Raw genomic sequence first — 14,981 nt, 5'->3', positions numbered from 1 at the left:
GAGGCATGGCGTCGCGATCCGGCGCCGCGGCCGGCGCGGTCGCGGCTCCCGAGGTGAAGGCCAACGGCTGGAAGGCCCTGGCCGACCTGTTCAGTTTGGTGATGCGCTCCAAGGCTCCCGGCCTGCGCTGGCGCGTGACCTTGGCCCTGGTGTTCACCTTCGCCGGCAAGTTCCTGGGCGTGATCGCCCCGCTGCTGCTGGGCAAGGCGGTCAACGCGCTGAGCGCGGGGCAGGGGGCCACCGTCCAGGTCGGCCTGACGTTCGCGGCCCTGGCCGGCGGCTGGGCCCTGATCCGCTTCATTTCCGCCGTCGCCCCCCAGGCGCGGGACGCGGTGTTCACGCCGGTGGCCCAGGCGGCCCAGACCCGGGCGGCGGTCGAGACCTTCGCCCACGCCCTGTCGCTGTCGATCGACTTCCACCAGACCAAGCGCACCGGCTCGCTGTCGCGGGTGATCGATCGCGGCGCGCGGTCGATGGACTTCCTGCTGCGCGGCCTGGTGTTCAACATCGCCCCGACGGCGGTCGAGCTGATCATGGCCGCCATCGTGCTGGCCAAGGCCTATGACTGGCGCTTCGCCCTGACGGCGGTGGTCACGGTGGTGATCTACGGCGTGGTGACCTTCACGATCTCGGACTGGCGGATCGGCCACCGGCGGGTGATGAACGAGGCCGACGCGGAAGCCGCCGGCCGGGCCGTGGACGCGCTGTTGAACTACGAGACGGTCAAGGCCTTCGGGGCCGAGGATAGGGCCGTGGGCGGCTACGACGCCGCCCTGACCGCCTACGGCGCGGCCAACATCAAGGCGACCAACTCGCTGACCCTGCTCAACACCGTGCAGTCGGCGGTGATGAGCCTGGGCCTGGGCGTGATGGCCATCCTGGCCGGGGGCGAGGCGGCCGCGGGCCGGATCGGGCCCGGCGACGTCACCGCAGCCATCCTGATCCTGGTCAACCTCTATGGCCCGCTGAACATCCTGGGCTTCGCCTATCGCGAGATCCGCCAGTCGTTCATCGACATGGAGGCCATGCTCGATCTGCGCCGCGCCAAGCCGGACGTGGCCGACGCGGATGACGCCATCGACCTGCCACCGCCCGCCGACCGGCGCGGCGGGGCCGTGGCCTTCGAGGAGGTGTCGTTCCGCCACGGCGCGCGCTCGGAGGGCCTGCAGGGCGTGACCTTCACGGCCCAGCCGGGGACCACCGTGGCTATCGTCGGCCCGTCGGGCGCGGGCAAGACCACCCTGGTGCGGCTGGCCCTGCGGATGATCGATCCCCAGGCCGGGCGGGTCACTCTGGACGGCTACGATCTGAAGGCCCTGAAGCAGGCCTCGCTGCGCCAGGCGGTGGCCCTGGTGCCCCAGGACGTGGCCCTGTTCAACGACAGCCTGATGGCCAACATCGCCTTTGCCCGTCCGTCGGCCTCCGAGGCTGACGTCTGGGCCGCGGCGGAGTCGGCGGAGTTGGGCGAGTTCATCCGCAACCTGCCGGAAGGCATGGCCACCAAGGTCGGCGAGCGCGGGCTGAAGCTGTCGGGCGGCGAGCGCCAGCGCGTGGGCATCGCCCGGGCCCTGCTGGCCGATCCCCGCGTGCTGATCCTGGACGAGGCGACCAGCGCCCTGGACAGCCGCACCGAGGCCGCCATCCAGGCCACCCTGCGCAAGGCGAGGGCGGGGCGTACGACCCTGGTCGTCGCCCACCGCCTGTCGACCATCGCCGACGCCGACGAGATCGTCGTGCTGCGCCGGGGAAAGGTTGTGGAGCGCGGGCCTCACGCAGCGCTTTTGGAGGCCGGCGGCGAATACGCGGCGTTGTGGCGGCGGCAGACTCGGGAGAAACCTGTGGAGGCGGGGGCGGTCGTCGATTGATATCCGAAAACCGCCATTGTAGAACGAATGTAGAACATCAACGGCGATTACGGACATGCTGACGCGAAAGATCGATCGGGCCCTGGACGCCATGGCCGCCTGCAAGGACCGGGTTCCGGCCCTGCGCGACATCTACCGCGCCGACAGCCCCGAGGGCCTGGCCCTGGGCAATCTGATGGAAGCCGTCGAGCGGGCCCAGCAGGTCCTGCAAGGCCAGGGCGCGCGCGCCGAATAGGTCGTCACGGCCGTTCCAGCCGACAAATGTGGGGTGCGGCTTGGCGGGCCGCCGCTGTATCCTGCCTCAAGCCCATCCGACTTCAGGAGCCGCCCATGCGCTATCTGCACACCATGGTCCGCGTGAAGGACCTCGACGCCTCGCTGCGCTTCTATTGCGAAGGCCTGGGCCTGACCGAGGCCTACCGGATGGAGAACGAGAAGGGTCGCTTCACCCTGGTGTTCCTGGCCGCGCCGGAAGACGTCGAACTGGCCAGGGAGCGCAAGGCGCCGCTGGTCGAGCTGACCTACAACTGGGATCCCGAGGACTATCAGGGCGGCCGCAACTTCGGCCACCTGGCCTACAGGGTCGACGACATCTACGAAACCTGCCAGCGGCTGATGGACATGGGCGTGACCATCAACCGCCCGCCGCGCGACGGCCACATGGCGTTCGTCCGCTCGCCCGACAACATCTCGATCGAACTGCTGCAGGACGGCAATCTGGAACCGGCCGAGCCCTGGGCCTCGATGCCCAACACCGGCGCCTGGTAGAGCGGGCGTCTAGACCAGCTTCACCCGGGGCTCCGGCGGCGTGTAGACCGCGGCCAGGGCCTCGAGACGACCGGCCGGGTCGTCGATGATCGCCAGCCAGGCCAGGCGGGCCAGTTCCAGCCGGTAGTCGGCGGCGTAGCCGGTCGAGAACGGCGACTGGGTGCTGCCGGGCGGTTCGGCGGCCTTGGCGTTGGCCAGCTTCTGACGGGTCAGGACGGCGGGACGGTCGATTAGGACCTGGCCTTCGCCGCCCGCCACCCAGCCGTCGACCAGGGCGCACACGGCCACCGCGTGATAGACCATGACCGGCAGGGCGCGCTTCTGGGGCGCCGGCTCGGCGACCATGGTCGGCTTGACGGCGGTGGGCGGGCTGGTGATCCGGAAGGCCAGGGCGTTGGCGCCGCGTTGCAGAACGGTCTTCCAGTGATCGTTGGTCTTGCTCATGGTTAAGCCTGTATCCGCTACGCGGCGCGTGGTGAAGACCCAACGCGGCAATTGGCGCAGCGGATACAGGCTTGGGCGGAAATCCCGCCTTCGGAACGCTTCCGGCTACTCGGCCGCGGCCGTGGCGAGCGTCTTCAGGGCGGGGTAGTCGGTATAGCCCCGGCCGTCGCCGCCATAGAAGGTGGTCGGGTCGGGATCGTTGAGCGGCGCGCCAAGTTGCAGGCGTTCCACCAGGTCCGGATTGGCGATGTAGGCCTTGCCGAAGGCGACGGCGTCGAACTTGCCGGCGTCCAGGGCCGCCTGGGCGGTCTCGCGGGTGAACTTCTCGTTGGCGATATAGACGCCGCCGAACGCCTTCTTGAGATCCGCGCCCAGGCTGTCGGGGCCGTCGTATTCGCGAGCGCAGATGAAGGCGATGCCGCGCTGGCCCAGTTCCTTGGCGACGTAGCCGAAGGTGGCGGCCAGGTCGCTGTCGCCCATCGAGTGGCTGTCGGCGCGCGGAGCCAGGTGCATGCCGACCCGGCCGGGGCCGAACACCGAGGCGGCGGCGTCGGCGACCTCCAGCATCAGGCGGGCGCGGTTCTCGATCGAACCGCCGTAGCGGTCGGTGCGCTGGTTGGAGCCGTCCTGCAGGAATTGGTCGAGCAGATAGCCGTTGGCGCCGTGGATCTCGACGCCGTCGAAGCCGGCGGCCTTGGCGTTCTGCGCGCCCTTGCGGAAGGCCTCGACCACGCCGACCACTTCCTCGGTCGTCAGGGCGCGGGGCGTGGGGTAGGGGCGTTGGGGACGCAGCAGGCTGACGTCGCCCTTGGCCGCGATGGCGCTGGGGCCGACGGGCGCCTCGCCGCCGTGGAACGACGGGTCGGAGACCCGGCCGACGTGCCAGATCTGCATGAAGATGCGGCCGCCCTTGTCGTGCACGGCCTGGGTGACCTGCTTCCAGCCCTCGACCTGCTCCTGCGACCAGATGCCGGGCACGCCCTGGTAGCCGACGCCTTGCGGGACGACGGGCACGCCCTCGGTGATCAGCAGGCCCGCCGAGGCGCGCTGGGCGTAGTAGTCGGCCATCAGGGCGTTGGGGATCTGGGTCGGGCCGGCCCGCAGTCGGGTCAGCGGCGCCATGACGACGCGGTTGGGAAGCTCAAGGTCGCCTACGACGAGCGGATCGAACAGGGTGGGCATGAAACGGTCTCTGAAAGGGCTCGCCGACCCCGCGCCGGCGTCTCGAATATCTGGCGTGCCGCCGCCATATCGCAACTGCCACAGGGGCTGATTTTATTCTGACGAAGGTTGCAGGGAATCTGCGGGAACGTCCTGACCACGGCGGTCGTTGGCTCTGGGAGAGATGGAGAACTGCCATGGCCGAACCCGACGTCACCAACGGCGACGAAGTCGACGACACCTACGATCCCTCGACCGTCGAGGCCAACCTCAACATCCAACACGGCGGGGGCGTCGGCGCCCGCGACCTGGCGCGGCAGGCCGAGCCGGCCGAGATCGTCACCCCCGAGGACGACGACGCGCCCGTCGAAGCGCTGGGGCTGGCCCATCCCAAGGACTGACCGTCATGGCCGAACTGAACACCGAGAAACGCGACAAGCTGCCGGACAAGGCCTTCGCCGAGCCGGAGAAGCGGGCGTATCCGATCGAGGACAAGGCCCACGCCCGCAACGCCAAGGCCCGAGCCAGCCAGGCCGTGAAGGCCGGCCGCATGTCCAAGGCCGAGGAAAAGCGGATCGACAGGAAGGCCGACGCGGTTCTGAAGAAGGGATAGGGCTCGACCGCAGCGCGCGGTCCGGTCTATTCGCGTAGGACGACAACGCGAACAGGAATCCCTCATGCCCTCCGGCCTCGCCGCCCTTCTCGACGACATCGCCGGCATCACCAAGCTGGCGGCCGCCTCGCTGGACGACGTGGGCGCAGCGGCCGGCAAGGCGGGCACCAAGGCCGTGGGCGTGGTGGTCGACGACACCGCGGTCACCCCCGGCTACGCCATGGGGTTCACGCCCGATCGTGAACTGCCGATCGTCTGGAAGATCGCGCTCGGCTCGTTCCGCAACAAGCTGCTGTTCCTGCTGCCGGGCGCGCTGATCCTCAGCGCCTTCGCGCCGTGGGCCGTGACGCCGATCCTGATGGTCGGCGGGGCCTATCTGGCCTTCGAGGCCACCGAGAAGATCATCGAGGCCTTCGCGCACCACGAGGTGGCGGGCGAGGAAATCGAGGACCTGGCGCTGAGCAGCGCCGAGCTCGAGGCCCAGAAGGTGGGCGGTGCGATCCGGACCGATCTCATCCTGTCGGGCGAGATCATGGCCATCGCCCTGGCCGACGTGGCCGACAAGCCGCTGGCCGTCCAGGCCGCCGCCCTGGCGGTGATCGGGGTGGCGCTGACGGTGGCCGTCTACGGCGTCGTCGCGCTGATCGTGAAGATGGACGACATCGGACTGCACATGGCGCAACGGTCAAATCCCGCGACCCGGGCCTTCGGGCGTGGGCTGGTCAAGGCCATGCCGGTGACCATGGAGGCCCTGACCGTGATCGGCACCGCCGCCATGCTGTGGGTCGGCGGCGGGATCATCGTCCACGGGCTGGAGCATTTCCACCTGACCCCCGTGCCGCACTGGGTCGAGGCCGCCTCGCACTGGGCGGGCTCGGTTCCCGGCGTCGGGGCGGTGACCGGCTGGCTGGCCATGGCCGCCTGTTCGGCTGTGGTCGGACTGATCGTCGGCGGCGTGATCGTCGGCGTGATCCACCTGATCCCACGCAAAAAGGCGGCGCACTAGGCGCCGCCTTCAGTTGCTTTCGAGACTGCCCGGTCAGGCGGCTTGGCGCGCCGTCCGGTAGTCGTCGATCTGCCGGAAGATAGACGCCATGGCCGCGTGGGCCGGCTTCTGGTCTTCCGTGATATGGCCTTCGGCGAAGATCAGGGCCAGGCGGTCGCGAGCGCGGCTGACGCGGCTCTTGATGGTGCCCAGCGCCGCGCCGGTCACTTCGCTGACTTCCTCGTACGACATGCCCGCGGCGCCGATCAGGATCAGGGCCTCGCGTTGGTCGGGCGGCAGCATGTCCAGCGCCCGGCGCATCTCGTCCAGTTCCAGGGCGGCCGTCGGGTTGGACGTCGACACCAGGGTGCGCTCGGCGACTTCCGGGTCGAGGGCGCAGGAACGCCACGAGCGGCGCTTTTCCGAATAGAAGACGTTGCGCAGGATCATGAAGGTCCAGGCCTTCATGTTGGTGCCCGGCTGGTAGGAGTTGCGCGAAGCCAGGGCCTTGGCCAGGGCGTCCTGGGCCAGGTCGTCGCCGTGGCTGGCGTTGCCGGTCAGCGAGCGGCCGAAGGCGCGCAGGTGCGGAATCAGGCTGACGAGCTCGCGCTCGAAAGTGGTCTGGGCCGAAGTCGGATTGGTCATGCGATAATCCCCGTTCGGAGAGTAAACGCCCCCGACCCACTAAGGCTCCGCTTTGAAGTAAATAAATTTGACCGAACGCCGGTCAGCCTTCGGCGGCGATCTGGCGCAGGGCCTGCTCGAAGTACTCCGGCGGCTGACCGCCCGAGATCAGGTACCGGTCGTTGATCACCACGGCCGGCACAGAATTGATCCCCGCCGCCTGCCAATGGCGTTCGGCCTCGCGGACCTCTCGGGCGTACTGGCCTGAGGTCAGCACTTGGTGGGCGGCGTGCGGGTCCAGCCCCGCCTTCATGGCCGCGGCCACCAGCACCTCGTGGTCGGACGGATCCTGGTTGTCGGTGAAGTAGGCTTCGAACAGCGCGTGCTTTAGGGCCTTCTGGTCGCCGACCAGCCCGGCCCAGTGCAGCAGGCGATGGGCGTCGAAGGTGTTGTAGATCCGGCTGTTCTCGTCGGTGACCATCGAGAAGCCCACCGAGGCGGCCCGGTCGTGGATGGCCTGGCGGTTGGCCGCCGACTGCTCGCGCGTCGCGCCGTACTTCTCGGCGACGTGCTCGACGATGTTCTGCCCCTCGGGCGGCATGTTCGGATTGAGCTCGAACGGCTGGAAATGGATCTCTGCGTCGACCAGGTCGCCGACCCGCTCGAGCGCGGCCTCGAGCCCGCCCAGGCCGACGATGCACCACGGGCAGGAAACGTCGGAGACGAAGTCGATCTTCAGGGGCTTGGTCATGGCGCGGTCCGTCGTGGCGAGACCCGACATATAGGGCAGGCGGCGCCGATTGCACGACGCAAGGCCCCGCTCAGACCAGCGCGTCGGCGATCGCCCGCCCGCAGGCCTCCGTGGACAGCGGGCCGCCGAGGTCGCGGGTCCGCAGGGCGGGCTGGGCCAGGATGGCTTCGATCGCCGCGACGATGGCGGCGGCGGCCTGGCGTTCTCCCAGATGGTCCAGCATCAGGGCGGCCGACCAGATCTGGCCCACGGGATTGGCGATCCCCTGGCCGGCGATGTCCGGCGCGCTGCCGTGCACGGGTTCGAACAGCGAGGGGAAGGCGCGCTCGGGATTGATGTTGCCGGCCGGCGCGATGCCGATGGTGCCGGTGCAGGCCGGGCCCAGGTCCGACAGGATGTCGCCGAACAGGTTGGAGGCCACCACCACGTCGAACCAGTCGGGATGCTGCACGAAGTGCGCCGTCAGGATGTCGATATGGTACTTGTCCCAGCGCACGTCGGGATAGGCCGGGGCCATGGCTTCGACCCGCTCGTCCCAGTAGGGCATGGTGATGGCGATGCCGTTGGACTTGGTCGCCGAGGTCAGGTGCTTCTTCTCGCGGCGCTGGGCCAGCTCGAAGGCGAACTTCAGGATGCGGTCGACGCCCACCCGCGTCATCACCGTCTCCTGCATCACGATCTCGCGCGGCGTGCCGGGGAAGATCCGTCCGCCGATCGACGAATATTCGCCCTCGGTGTTTTCGCGCACGACGTAGAAGTCGATGTCGCCGGGCGCGCGGTTGGCCAGCGGGCTTGGCACGCCCGGCATCAGCTTGACCGGCCGCAGATTGACGTACTGGTCGAACTCGCGCCGGAACTGGATCAGCGAGCCCCACAGCGAGACGTGGTCGGGCACGGTCTCGGGCCAGCCAACGGCGCCGAAGAAGATCGCGTCATGGCCGCCGATCCGGCTCTTCCAGTCGTCCGGCATCATCTGACCGTGCTTGAGATAGTAGTCGCACGAGGCGAAGTCGAAATGGTCGAACGCGAAGGTGCAGCCGTAGCGCGCCGACACGGCCTCCAGCACCCGCAGCCCCTCGGGGACGACTTCCTTGCCGATCCCGTCGCCGGGAATGACGGCGATGCGGTAGTGGCGCGCTTGGCTCATGAAAACCCCCTCGGACGAGACCCTGGCTGGTTAGGCCAGGGGCGGAGGGGCAGGGCTAATGCGGAATTCGGATGAAACGATGCCGCGGGTGGCGGATCGGGGACCATCGAGCGTCGTAACCGCTTCATCCGCCCGGAAAGCAGGGCCGGAAAGCTGAAAACCGCTCTCGGCGCGCGCCTATTCCGGCATGCCTAAAAATGGATGCAATTGCGAACGTTCTTGGATGACGTTATGGCTGAGGTCCAGAGACTGATGATCGATCAGCGGCGGGTGGCGATCGCATGAAGACGGCGTTTCGTAGAGAGGACATGGTCGGTCATGATCCGGCCCGCCTCGGCGCTGTCCTGGCGCCGGATGGCGTCGAGCAGCCGTTCGTGGTCGCCCTGCGACGACAGCAGGTGCTCGGGGGTGGTCGTGGCGACCTGCCTCAGGCGCAGCGGAACGGCCGCCGCCACGCTGGGGCACAGCCGGGCCGGGTCGCCGAACACTGGATAGATCAGGGTCATCCGGATGGCGTTGCGCAGCACCTTGTTCTGCGACGCGTGATGGATCGAGCGGTGGAAGGCGTGGTTCAGCTCGTACCACTCGATCTCGGCTTTCTCCGACCATTCGCCACGATCCAGGATGGCGCGGCCCCGGTGGACCAGATCGGCCAACCGATCCAGCGCCGGGGTCTCCCAGCCCAGGTCCACCGACATCCGCGCGGCCTGGCCCTCGAGCCCGGCCCGGACCTCGATGGAGTCGAACACGTCGCCGATGGTCACGGCGCGGACGGTGTAGCCGCGATTGATCCCGTAATCGACCAGACCCTCGGCCGACAGCACGGCCAGGGCGCTGCGGATGGGAGTGCGCGACACGGCGAGTTCTGTCGCCAGGCCCTCGGCCCGCAGGCGGGTTTCCGGCGGAATCTGTCCGGTGACGATCATTTCGCGCAGGCGCATCAGGACCGTGTGGGTCGCCGGCTCGGTCTGCGGCGGGTCGGCCAGGGGCGTGCTCAGGTCTGGGCTTTGGCCTGCCGGTTTCGTCGCCATACGTTCCGTATCTCCCAAGGCCGGCTCGAGTCCGGCCCGCTATTCCTTCCTTACACCGCTACCTCGTCGAACGCGCAAGACTTCGGCCGAGCCTTGACCTCAACTCACCTGAAAAGGCGGCCCCTGGCCGGCCCGGAGATCGCCTCGTGATCGAGCTGCTGCTTCAACCCGCCGTGCTTGGTCTGGCGATGGTGGTCACCTTCATGATCCTGATCATGACCAAGCGGATGTCGGCGATCGCCGCGCTGCTGGTCGTGCCGATCGTGTTCGGACTGCTGGCCGGCGCCGGGGCCGGCCTCGGCGAGATGATCCTCAAGGGCGTGGGGCAGGTGGCCCCGACCGCCCTGATGCTGTCGTTCGCGGTGCTCTATTTCGCGATCATGATGGACGCCGGACTGTTCGACCCGCTGGTCAACAAGGTGCTGGCGGTCGTCGGCGAGGATCCGATGCGGATCAGCCTGGGCACGGCCATCCTGGCCATGCTGGTCTCGATCGACGGCGACGGCACGACCACGGCGCTGATCGTGATCACCGCCTTCCTGCCGGTTTATCGCCGGGTGGGCATGAACCCGCTGATCCTGGCGACCTTGCTGGGCCTGTCCAATTCGCTGATGAACTACGTGCCCTGGGGCGGCCCCTCGGCCCGCGCCGCCGCCGCGGTCCATGTCGACCTGGCCGACGTCGTGGGACCGCTGCTGCCGGCCATGGGCGTGGGTCTTCTCGGCATTCTCGGCCTGGCCTGGCTGTTCGGGAAATCGGAACGCAAGCGCCTGGCGTTCACCGGCGTGGCCGGGACCGCCGATCCCAGGGCCGCTGTCACGGCCTTGCCGCCGGCCCTCGACGCCGAGCGCGCCGCCATCCGCCGTCCGAAGCTGTTCTGGTTCAACCTGGTTCTGACCGTCGGCCTGATTCTGGGGATGATCCTGGGCCTGGCCCCGCTGCCGGTGCTGATGATGGGCGCCTTCGCGGTGGCCGCGACGGTCAACTATCCCCGGGTCTCGGACCAGAAGGCCCGGTTGGCGGCCCACGCCGACAATGTCGTCAATGTCGTCGTCCTGCTGTTCGCGGCAGGGGCCTTCACCGGCATCCTCAACGGCACGGGCATGTCCAACGCCATGGCGACCGCCGCCCTGGCGGTCATCCCGCCGCAGATCGGCCCGTTCCTGGCGCCGATCACCGCCTTGGTCAGCATGCCGCTAACCTTCGTGATGTCCAACGACGCCTACTATTTCGGCGTGGTCCCGGTGATCGCCAACGCCGCCGCCGGTTTCGGGATCGAGCCGGCCGCCATCGCCCGCGCCTCGCTGATCGGCCAGCCCGTCCATTCCATGAGCCCGCTGCTGGCGCCCATCTACCTGGCCTGCGGCCTGCTGGGGGTCGACGTCGCCGACGCCCAGAGGTTCGCGCTGACATGGGCCGTGCTGACCAGCCTGCTGGTGCTGGGCGTGGCCATGCTGACGGGCGCGATCCCGGTGGTCGCGTGATCCCAGTCTTCTAATCGAAGACCGGCATGGAACCATGCGCGGCAGGCCGTCGTCCGTCCCCGGCTTCCCGCGTAACGTCCAAGGCGTTTCATCGAGACAATCTTGGACTACCTCGACCTGAACAACTCACCCGGGCGCGCCGTCACCCTCGGTGCGCCCGGCGTCTTTCCGGGCGACCGGCTCAGCCCGGCTCGCCCGAGCGAGCCTTGAGCATCGTCCAGAACGCCTCGGCCGCGGCGGTCTGGCGGGCGCGAGGTCGGTAGAGGCGGATGTCGATGGGGATGTCCCATTGCTTGTCGCCGGCCCGGACCAGCACGCCCAGCTCCAGATCGCGGGCGATCAGGCTCATCGGCATCCAGGCCACGCCGCGCCCGGCCCGGGCCATTTCCGCCAGCACTGTCGCCACATGGGCCGTGAAGGTCGGGGCCAGCCAGACCGACGGCCCCTCCAGGGCGTGGGTGGAGGCCAGGATGCGGCCCATGCCCGAGACCTCGCTGAAGGCCAGATAGGGCACGGGCGCGCCCAAATCGCCCGGCAGTACGAAGCGGGGGCGCTGCGGATCGTCCGGGGCCGGGGCGCTGACCGGAACCAGGGTGTCGGTCCCGAGGTCCACCGAGACGAAGTAGTTCGGCTTGAACGACACCGGCGTCGAGGGGTGATGGTGGCACAGCAGGAACTGAGCCTGGCCCTGCAGCATCATCCGCTCGCAGCCGGCCATGTTGTCGGTGACCAGGCTGACCGTGGAGCCCAGGGGATGCTCGGCCTCGATCTCCTCCAGCCAGCGGGGGAAGAAGGTGATCGACAGGGCGTGGGTCGAGGCGAAGCGCAGGGTGGTGGTCGAGCCCTCGGCGATGGCCCGGGTCTGCTCGCGTCCCAGATAGAGCCGGCGCAGCAGGTCCTCGGCGTTGGGACGCCATTGCTCGCCAGCGAGCGTCAGGGCGACGCGGTGGGTGTCGCGGTTGAACAGCGGCGCGCCCAGCCAAGTCTCCAGAAGCCGGATGCGGCGGCTGAAGGCCGGCTGCGAGACGTTGCGCGCCTCGGCCGCGCGCCCGAAATGCTGATGCTCGACCAGCGCGAGGAAGTCTTCGAGCCAGTCGAGCTCCATGATCGTCCTCCGCCTAGCGGCCTTCGCGGCCGTCGGCGACGACACACTCCGGCGCGGGGTCGTCACCGTCAAGAACGGCGACGATGGACCGCGCCGCCACCATGTTGGTCCGGTCCAGCCCCTCGCGCGACGAGGCCGCGGCATGCGGCGTGCCGATCACGTTGGGCAGGTCCAGCAACGCCTGGGACACCGGCTTGTAGGCGGGGTCGCTCTCGCTGACATAGACATCCAGCCCCGCGCCGGCCAGGCGGCCCGCCCGCAGCGCGTCCAGCAGGTGGGCGTCCTCGACCAAGCCGCCGCGCGCGGTGTTGATCAGGATGGCGGTGGGCTTCATAGCGTCGATCGCCCGCGCGTCGATCAGGAAGCGCGTCTCCGGGGTCAGGGGCGCGTGCAGGCTGACATAGTCGCTGCGGGCCAGCAGTTCGGGCAGGTCGACGAACTGGACGCCGCTCGTCCGGGCGTAGTCGGGATCCGGACGCGGGGTGTGGACCAGGACCTTGCAGTCGAAGCCGGACAGGCGCTTGACGACGCTCTTGCCGATCCGGCCCAGGCCCACCAGGCCGACGGTCTTCTCGCAGAGGTCCGAGCCCATCAGGATCGACCAGTCGCCGTCGATCATCCGCTGCTGGGACTCGCGCAGCCGGCGGCCGACCGCCAGCATCAGGCTGATGGTGTGGTCGGCCACCGAGGCGTCGTTGCCGCCCGCCGCGATGGTCACGACCCGGCCCAGGTCGCGCGCCGCGGCCAGGTCGACCCGCTCATATCCTACGCCCCGGCGCGAGACGATCCGCAGGTCGGGCAGGGCGGTCAGCAGCTCGCGCGTCACCCGCGCATGGCCGACGATCCAGCCCGCCGCGCCGTCCAGCATCTCGACCAAGACATCGTGGCTCAGGTCGCCGTCGGCCTTGCCGGGCGGCAGGGGCGCGATCGTCACCTCGCAGCCGTGGGACCGCAGATAGGCGTGGGCGCGGTCGTCGAAGAAGCGCTGGGTGACTACGACCTTGCGGGCGCCGAGCATGTTTTATCTCCAGGCCTTGAACAGTCGGCGCAGGGGATGCGCCCGGGTGTTTCCGCGCCAGATCGCGGCGCGCATCATTCGATCCAGGTTTCGCAATACGGGCCCTTTGGGGCCGCGTATGGCCGACGGCGTCTCGCCTTTCCGAAGGCGCGCGAGAGAGCGTCTTTCCCATCGCTAGCGAAGTGTCGGCTATTTTGCATCCAAAAACTTGACCCATTGCATCCTGCGGCGCTAGTGGACTCCAGACGGCCGGCAAGGGCCGAAGTTTGTTGGGTGGGAAGCGCATGTTCGAAGGCCCTATCAAGATCATCGTCCCCGTGGGCTCGCTCGGCGCGGGTGTGGTCGAGGAGGAGGTCCGTCGGGGCGTCGCCCTGGGCGCCCACGCCATCGCCACCGACGCCGGTTCGACCGACAGCGGCGCGGCCTACCTGGCCCTGGGCATGTCCAAGAACAATCGCGGCTCGGTGAAGCGCGACCTGGCCATCCTGATGAAGGCCGGCGCCGAGGCGGGCATCCCCGTGATCGTCGGCACCAGCGGTCAGGCGGGCGGCGACAAGAACGTCGACTGGACCCGCGACATCGCCGTCGAGATCGCCCGCGAACTAGGCCTCTCGCCCCGCATCGCGCTGCTGTATTCGGAGCAGGACAAGGCGGTCCTTAAGGCCCGCAACGCCGCCGGCAAGATCACGCCCCTGGCCCCGCTGGGCCCGCTGGACGACGCGACCATCGACAGCTGCGACCACATCGTCGCGGCCATGGGGCCGGAGCCCTACATGGCCGCCTTGCAAGCCGGCGCCGACATCATCCTGGGCGGCCGCACCACCGACACGGCGGTCATCGCCTGCTTCGCCCTGCTGCACGGCGCCCCCGAGGGCGCGTCCTGGCACGCGGGCAAGGTCTCCGAATGCGGTTCGCAATGCGCCGTCTATCGGGATCGCGGCTCCGGCGTCCTGCTGTCCATCGGCCAGGACGGTTTCGAGGTCGAGCCGCTGGCGGCGAACAACCGCTGCGACCCCCACAGCGTGTCGGCCCACATGCTGTACGAGAACAGCGACCCCTTCCGCCTGACCGAGCCCGGCGGCGTGCTGGACGTGACCCATGCGGTGTACACGCCGGCCGATGACCGCACGGTCAAGGTCACGGGCTCGGTCTGGGACCCCAAGCCCTACACGATGAAGCTGGAAGGCGCGGCCGGCGGCCGCTACCAGACCCTGATGCTGGTCGGCATCCAGGACCCGGACGTCCTGGGCCGCGTCGACGAGTTCCACGACAAGATGCTGGCCGCCCTCTACGAGCGCGCCCGCAAGTCGACCGGTCTGGACGACGCCGATTTCCATATCTCGTTGCGGATGTACGGCTGGAACGCGGTGTCGGGCGATCGGCCGCCGCCCGGGACGCCGGCCCCGCGCGAGATCGGCGTGCTGTTCGTCGCCACCGCCGACACCCAGGAACTGGCGACCCAGATCGCCAAGGCCTGCAACGCCTACTTCTTCCACTACCCGATCTCGATGGACAAGGAGCTGCCCAGCTACGGCTTCGCCTTCACGCCGGCCGATGTCGAGCGCGGCCAGGTCTACGAGTTCAAGCTGAACCACGTGGTCCAGGTCGACGATCCCATGGAACTGGTCCGCACCGCCTGGATCGACCTGCGCAAAGAGGAAGCCGCCTAATGACGACCGTCAGCGACGTCTGCCATCACGTGCGCTCCAAGAACGCCGGCCCCTACTGGGTGACGTTCGACCTGTTCTTCAAGGGCCCGGAGGTCTTCGCCAAGTACGGCGACAGCCCGGCCCTGGGGCCCGACCTGCTGCATCGGCTGTTCGGCGCCGATCCGGCGCTGGTGAAGCGCTTTTCGGTGCCCAGCCTGAACGTGGTCAAGATCTCCTACGCCCGGGCCTCGCCGCAGGGCGGGGAGGTCGAGCGCGACATGCACTGCGGCCAGCAATTCGTGCGGCTGCTCGACGTTCAACTGGACTGAGGAGGCA

The 14,981-nt window shown here is 68.8% G+C and carries 17 protein-coding genes; 9 read left to right on the top strand and 8 right to left on the bottom strand.

The window, feature by feature from the left end; genetic code table 11:
- The first annotated feature begins 5 nt into the window (after positions 1-5).
- The 3 genes from AC1DMQ_RS09675 (at position 6) to AC1DMQ_RS09665 (ending at position 2,633) form a co-directional block, all read left to right on the top strand.
- Positions 6-1,865 carry an ABCB family ABC transporter ATP-binding protein/permease gene (locus tag AC1DMQ_RS09675; protein WP_477033346.1) on the top strand — a complete coding sequence of 620 codons (1,860 nt, stop codon included), beginning with the start codon at positions 6-8 and terminating at the stop codon, positions 1,863-1,865.
- A gap of 55 nt (positions 1,866-1,920) precedes the next feature.
- Positions 1,921-2,100: a hypothetical protein gene (locus AC1DMQ_RS09670; RefSeq protein WP_477033345.1), complete on the top strand. Its 180-nt coding sequence runs from the start codon at positions 1,921-1,923 to the stop codon at positions 2,098-2,100.
- Between the two features lie 95 nt (positions 2,101-2,195).
- Positions 2,196-2,633: a VOC family protein gene (locus AC1DMQ_RS09665; protein WP_477033344.1), complete on the top strand. Its 438-nt coding sequence runs from the start codon at positions 2,196-2,198 to the stop codon at positions 2,631-2,633.
- A 9-nt stretch (positions 2,634-2,642) separates the two neighbouring features.
- Here AC1DMQ_RS09665 and AC1DMQ_RS09660 read toward each other — a convergent pair whose 3' ends face one another.
- Positions 2,643-3,077 (bottom strand): hypothetical protein, encoded by a 435-nt coding sequence (locus tag AC1DMQ_RS09660; protein ID WP_477033343.1) that lies wholly within the window; start codon positions 3,075-3,077, stop codon positions 2,643-2,645.
- A 105-nt stretch (positions 3,078-3,182) separates the two neighbouring features.
- A complete protein-coding gene (locus tag AC1DMQ_RS09655) occupies positions 3,183-4,259 on the bottom strand; it encodes an alkene reductase (RefSeq protein ID WP_477033342.1) in 1,077 nt (358 codons plus the stop codon).
- A gap of 176 nt (positions 4,260-4,435) precedes the next feature.
- On the opposite strand from AC1DMQ_RS09655, the gene AC1DMQ_RS09650 reads away from it, so the two are divergent.
- From AC1DMQ_RS09650 to AC1DMQ_RS09640, 3 genes are all read left to right on the top strand, one after another.
- Positions 4,436-4,639 (top strand): hypothetical protein, encoded by a 204-nt coding sequence (locus AC1DMQ_RS09650; protein WP_477033341.1) that lies wholly within the window; start codon positions 4,436-4,438, stop codon positions 4,637-4,639.
- Between the two features lie 5 nt (positions 4,640-4,644).
- Positions 4,645-4,851: a DUF6582 domain-containing protein gene (locus AC1DMQ_RS09645; protein ID WP_477033340.1), complete on the top strand. Its 207-nt coding sequence runs from the start codon at positions 4,645-4,647 to the stop codon at positions 4,849-4,851.
- A 64-nt stretch (positions 4,852-4,915) separates the two neighbouring features.
- A complete protein-coding gene (locus tag AC1DMQ_RS09640; protein ID WP_477033339.1) occupies positions 4,916-5,857 on the top strand; it encodes a DUF808 domain-containing protein in 942 nt (313 codons plus the stop codon).
- A 33-nt stretch (positions 5,858-5,890) separates the two neighbouring features.
- Here the strand turns inward: AC1DMQ_RS09640 and AC1DMQ_RS09635 are convergent, their stop codons facing one another.
- From AC1DMQ_RS09635 to AC1DMQ_RS09620, 4 genes are all read right to left on the bottom strand, one after another.
- A complete protein-coding gene (locus AC1DMQ_RS09635) occupies positions 5,891-6,481 on the bottom strand; it encodes a sigma-70 family RNA polymerase sigma factor (RefSeq protein ID WP_477033338.1) in 591 nt (196 codons plus the stop codon).
- An 82-nt stretch (positions 6,482-6,563) separates the two neighbouring features.
- Positions 6,564-7,211 carry a DsbA family oxidoreductase gene (locus AC1DMQ_RS09630; protein WP_477033337.1) on the bottom strand — a complete coding sequence of 216 codons (648 nt, stop codon included), beginning with the start codon at positions 7,209-7,211 and terminating at the stop codon, positions 6,564-6,566.
- Positions 7,212-7,281: 70 nt separating this feature from the next.
- Positions 7,282-8,358: a tartrate dehydrogenase gene (locus AC1DMQ_RS09625; protein ID WP_477033336.1), complete on the bottom strand. Its 1,077-nt coding sequence runs from the start codon at positions 8,356-8,358 to the stop codon at positions 7,282-7,284.
- A 260-nt stretch (positions 8,359-8,618) separates the two neighbouring features.
- Complete coding sequence (locus AC1DMQ_RS09620; RefSeq protein WP_477033335.1) at positions 8,619-9,389, bottom strand: GntR family transcriptional regulator; 771 nt, start codon at positions 9,387-9,389, stop codon at positions 8,619-8,621.
- Between the two features lie 146 nt (positions 9,390-9,535).
- Here AC1DMQ_RS09620 and AC1DMQ_RS09615 point away from each other — a divergent pair, with 146 nt between their 5' ends.
- Entirely contained in the window at positions 9,536-10,873 is a 1,338-nt protein-coding gene (locus tag AC1DMQ_RS09615; protein ID WP_477033334.1) for a CitMHS family transporter, read from the top strand.
- Positions 10,874-11,054: 181 nt separating this feature from the next.
- Here AC1DMQ_RS09615 and AC1DMQ_RS09610 read toward each other — a convergent pair whose 3' ends face one another.
- Both AC1DMQ_RS09610 and AC1DMQ_RS09605 read right to left on the bottom strand, forming a co-directional pair.
- Positions 11,055-11,978, bottom strand: coding sequence for a LysR family transcriptional regulator (locus tag AC1DMQ_RS09610; RefSeq protein ID WP_477033333.1), 924 nt, complete (start codon positions 11,976-11,978; stop codon positions 11,055-11,057).
- A 13-nt stretch (positions 11,979-11,991) separates the two neighbouring features.
- A complete protein-coding gene (locus AC1DMQ_RS09605; protein ID WP_477033332.1) occupies positions 11,992-12,996 on the bottom strand; it encodes a phosphoglycerate dehydrogenase in 1,005 nt (334 codons plus the stop codon).
- 284 nt (positions 12,997-13,280) lie between these two features.
- On the opposite strand from AC1DMQ_RS09605, the gene AC1DMQ_RS09600 reads away from it, so the two are divergent.
- Positions 13,281-14,666 carry an acyclic terpene utilization AtuA family protein gene (locus AC1DMQ_RS09600; RefSeq protein WP_477033331.1) on the top strand — a complete coding sequence of 462 codons (1,386 nt, stop codon included), beginning with the start codon at positions 13,281-13,283 and terminating at the stop codon, positions 14,664-14,666.
- On the top strand, positions 14,666-14,974 hold the full coding sequence (locus AC1DMQ_RS09595; protein WP_477033330.1) for a DUF4387 domain-containing protein: 309 nt from the start codon (positions 14,666-14,668) through the stop codon (positions 14,972-14,974). Before AC1DMQ_RS09600 ends, AC1DMQ_RS09595 begins: the two co-directional genes overlap by 1 nt.
- Positions 14,975-14,981 lie beyond the last annotated feature (7 nt).

This window comes from Caulobacter sp. 05L422, from assembly GCF_056397765.1.
This window is presented reverse-complemented; position numbering and strand designations above follow the sequence as displayed.